Annotated in this window: 3 protein-coding genes; 2 read left to right on the top strand and 1 reads right to left on the bottom strand. The window is 73.2% G+C overall.

The genetic code is table 11. The features are described from left to right. Window positions 1–75: 75 nt before the first annotated feature. A complete protein-coding gene (locus ABD241_RS07190) occupies window positions 76–1,011 on the bottom strand; it encodes an aldo/keto reductase (protein ID WP_344059927.1) in 936 nt (311 codons plus the stop codon). 75 nt (window positions 1,012–1,086) lie between these two features. Here ABD241_RS07190 and ABD241_RS07185 point away from each other — a divergent pair, with 75 nt between their 5' ends. Both ABD241_RS07185 and ABD241_RS07180 read left to right on the top strand, forming a co-directional pair. Beyond that, window positions 1,087–2,154 (top strand): LLM class F420-dependent oxidoreductase, encoded by a 1,068-nt coding sequence (locus ABD241_RS07185; protein ID WP_344059925.1) that lies wholly within the window; start codon window positions 1,087–1,089, stop codon window positions 2,152–2,154. 216 nt (window positions 2,155–2,370) lie between these two features. Further along, window positions 2,371–3,231, top strand: coding sequence for an undecaprenyl-diphosphate phosphatase (locus ABD241_RS07180; RefSeq protein ID WP_344059923.1), 861 nt, complete (start codon window positions 2,371–2,373; stop codon window positions 3,229–3,231). Window positions 3,232–3,239 lie beyond the last annotated feature (8 nt).

Here is a 3,239-nt window from a genome sequence, read left to right as displayed (position 1 = left end):
CTGAACGCCGCCACAGCGCCCTGCGAGGTCACCCACCCGTCAGCCGACTGCAACCAACCTGATGGCTGGGTACAACTAGAGCGAGACGTCGTCGAGCGCGGCGACGATCTCCGTCGGCAGCGTCAGCTCGAGGCTGGCGAGGGCCGAACGCAGCTGGGCCGACGTGCGCGCGCCGACGATGGGCGCCGCGACGCCAGGGCGGTCGCGCACCCAGGCGAGGGCCACCTCGGCAGGCTTGGCGCCCAGCCCCCTGGCCGCCATCGCCACGGCGTCGGAGACCCGCCTCGCCGGCTCGTCGAGGAAGCGCTCGGCGAAGCCCGGGAAGTCGTTGGACGCCGCACGCGACCCCGACGGTATGCCGTTGCGGTACTTCCCGGTGAGCACGCCGCGTCCCAGCGGTGACCAGGGAAGTAGGCCGAAGCCGAGCGCCGACGCGGCGGGGGCGACCTCGTGCTCGGGCGTGCGGCAGACGAGGGAGTACTCGACCTCGTTGGCCACCAATGGAACTCGCGCTGACTCCAGGAGGCTGAAGGCGCGCGCGGACTGCCACCCCGAGTAGTTGGACACGCCGACGTAGCGCGCGCGTCCCGATGTCGCCGCCCACTCCAGCGCCGACAGGGTCTCGGACAGTGGCACCTCGTCGGACCACGTGTGCACGAGCCAGAGGTCGACGTGGTCGGTGCCGAGGCGGCGCAGCGACGTCTCCAGCTGCCCCATGAGCCCGCGGCGCGACACGTCCACCCGGCGCTGCCCGCCGGCTCGCGAGATGCCCGCCTTGGTGCACACGACGACGTCGTCTCGGTCGATGCTGCTGCCGAGCAGGCCGCCGAGGATCGTCTCGGCGTCGCCGCCGCCGTAGCCGTATGCCGTGTCGACCAGGTTGCCGCCCGCGTCGACGAACGCGCGGAGGTGGTCACCGGCCTCGTGGCGGTCGACGGCGTTCCCCCAGAGCATGGTCCCGAGGGCCAGAGGGGTGACCGTGAGACCGGACGAACCGAGACGCCTGCGCATGGCAGGAACGGTAGTGGGCCATCCCACGCCCGCGGCGGGCGGCACGTCGGTCGGCGCGCCGATAGCCTGCGCTGCATGAGGATCGGCGTGAATCTCGGCTACTGGGGACGCGGCACCAGCGGACCCGACCAGGTCGCGGTGGCCCGGGCGGCGGACCGCCTGGGCTATGACAGCGTGTGGGTCGCGGAGGCCTACGGCTCCGACAGCCCGTCGATGCTCGCCTGGATCGGCGCGCTGACCGAGCACGTCGGGCTCGGCAGCGCGGTGATGCAGATCCCGGGGCGCACCCCGGCGATGACCGCGATGACGGCCGCGACGATCGACACGATGTCGGGCGGACGCTTCCGGCTGGGGCTCGGGGTCTCGGGCCCGCAGGTGAGCGAGGGGTGGCACGGCGTGCCGTTCCGCCACCCGCTCGGCCGGACGCGCGACTACGTCGAGATCGTGCGCGCAGCGCTGCGCCGCGACACGGTGACGCATGCCGGCCCGCACTACCCGCTGCCGCTGCCCGGTGGACAGGGCAAGGCCCTCAAGCTCTCGGCCCGACCCGTCCGAGCCGACCTGCCCGTCTACCTCGCGGCGGTCGGACCCAAGAACCTCGAGCTGACCGGCGAGATCGCCGACGGCTGGCTCGCCATCTTCTTCAGCCCCGAGCACGCCGGCGACCTGCTGGCCACCCTCGAGAAGGGGCGCCGCGCGGGCGGCCGCGGCCCCGCCGACGCGCCGATGGAAGGCTTCGACGTCGTGGCCGCCACGCCGGTGGTCCTCGTCGACGACGTGGAGGCAGCCGCCGACCACGTGCGCGACTACTGCGCCCTGTACATCGGCGGCATGGGCTCGCGCGAGCAGAACTTCTACAACCAGCTGGCCTGCCGGATGGGTTTCGAGGAGGACGCGGCCCGGATCCAGGACCTCTACCTCGCCGGACGGCACCGCGAGGCGGCCGCGGCCGTGCCGCTCGAGTTCATCGACGAGACGGCGCTGCTCGGCTCACCGGCGCGCGTCGCGCGCCGGATGGGCAGGTACGCGGAGGCCGGGGTCACGACCCTCGCCGTCGCCGTGGGCGGCGGGATGACGCGCGACCAGGCCCTTGCGACGCTCGACGCCGTGGCCCACGTCGCCGGACTGCGCCCCCCGCACTGACCGACCCGCGCACCCGCCACGGGCGTGCGGCGGGTGCGGGCGGCGCCACCTCGCACGCGTGCCGGCCGGGACGTTCACCCGGAGTTCGCCGGCCCCCCGGCGATGTCGCGGAGATGTGCCGGCGGCTGTCGGTAGGGTGCGACACTGTGCCCAGCGGCCGCCACCTGCAGGTGAGCGGCCCGTCCCGTCCCTCCCGCAGAAGGCCCACCCTGACCCATGGCTGACCTCAGCTACCTCGACGCCGTCGTCCTCGGCGTCGTCGAGGGCCTCACCGAGTACCTCCCGGTCTCCTCGACCGGCCACCTGACGATCACCGAGCAGCTGCTCGGGCTGAAGGTCGACGACCCGGCCGTGACCGCGTACACCGCGATCATCCAGCTCGGCGCGATCGCGGCGACGCTGCTCTACTTCTTCCGGGACATCATCCGCTTCGCCGTGGCCTGGTTCCGCGGCCTGGTGCGCCCAGCGGAGCGCGAGGGCAGCGACTACGGCCTCGCCTGGGCGGTCGTCATCGGCTCGATCCCGGTCGGCATCGTCGGGTTCCTCGCCCGCGACGTGATCTCCGGACCGCTGCGCAGCCTCTGGGTCGTGGCCGTCGCCCTCATCGTGTGGAGCGCCGTGATGGTCGCCGCCGAGCGCATGCACGCCACCCTGGAGTCGCGAGGGGTGGTGCGCGGCGAGCACGACGTACGGCCCGTCGACGGCCTCGCCATCGGCCTGCTGCAGTGCTTCTCGCTCATCCCCGGCGTCTCCCGCTCGGGCGCCACGATCTCGGCCGGCCTCATGCGTGGGCTCGACCGCGTGACGGCGACGCGCCTCAGCTTCTTCCTCGCCATCCCCGCCCTCACGGCGGCGGGCCTCTTCCAGGCCGTCCAGGAGAGACACGGGCTGTCGGCCCTGGGCCTCGGGCCGATGGTCGTCGGCCTCGTCGTCGCCTTCGTCGTGGCCTACGCCTCCATCGCCTGGCTGCTGCGCTTCGTGGCGACGAACACCCTCATCCCGTTCGTCTGGTACCGCGTCATCCTCGGCATCCTGCTTGCCGGCGCGCTGGCGGCCGGGTTCGTCAACGCCACCTGACGCCCACC

Origin of the sequence: Terrabacter lapilli, from assembly GCF_039531305.1 — a bacterium.
GTDB classification, from domain to species: domain Bacteria; phylum Actinomycetota; class Actinomycetes; order Actinomycetales; family Dermatophilaceae; genus Terrabacter; species Terrabacter lapilli.
Note: the sequence above shows the minus strand (reverse complement) of the source record. Positions and strands in the feature narration are given on the sequence as shown.

Bases quoted from the DNA above. Each gene is read 5' to 3' on its own strand.
- ABD241_RS07190 (WP_344059927.1), bottom strand. From the start codon at position 1,011: ATGCGCAGGCGTCTCGGTTCGTCCGGTCTCACGGTCACCCCTCTGGCC.
- ABD241_RS07185 (WP_344059925.1), top strand. From the start codon at position 1,087: ATGAGGATCGGCGTGAATCTCGGCTACTGGGGACGCGGCACCAGCGGA.
- ABD241_RS07180 (WP_344059923.1), top strand. From the start codon at position 2,371: ATGGCTGACCTCAGCTACCTCGACGCCGTCGTCCTCGGCGTCGTCGAG.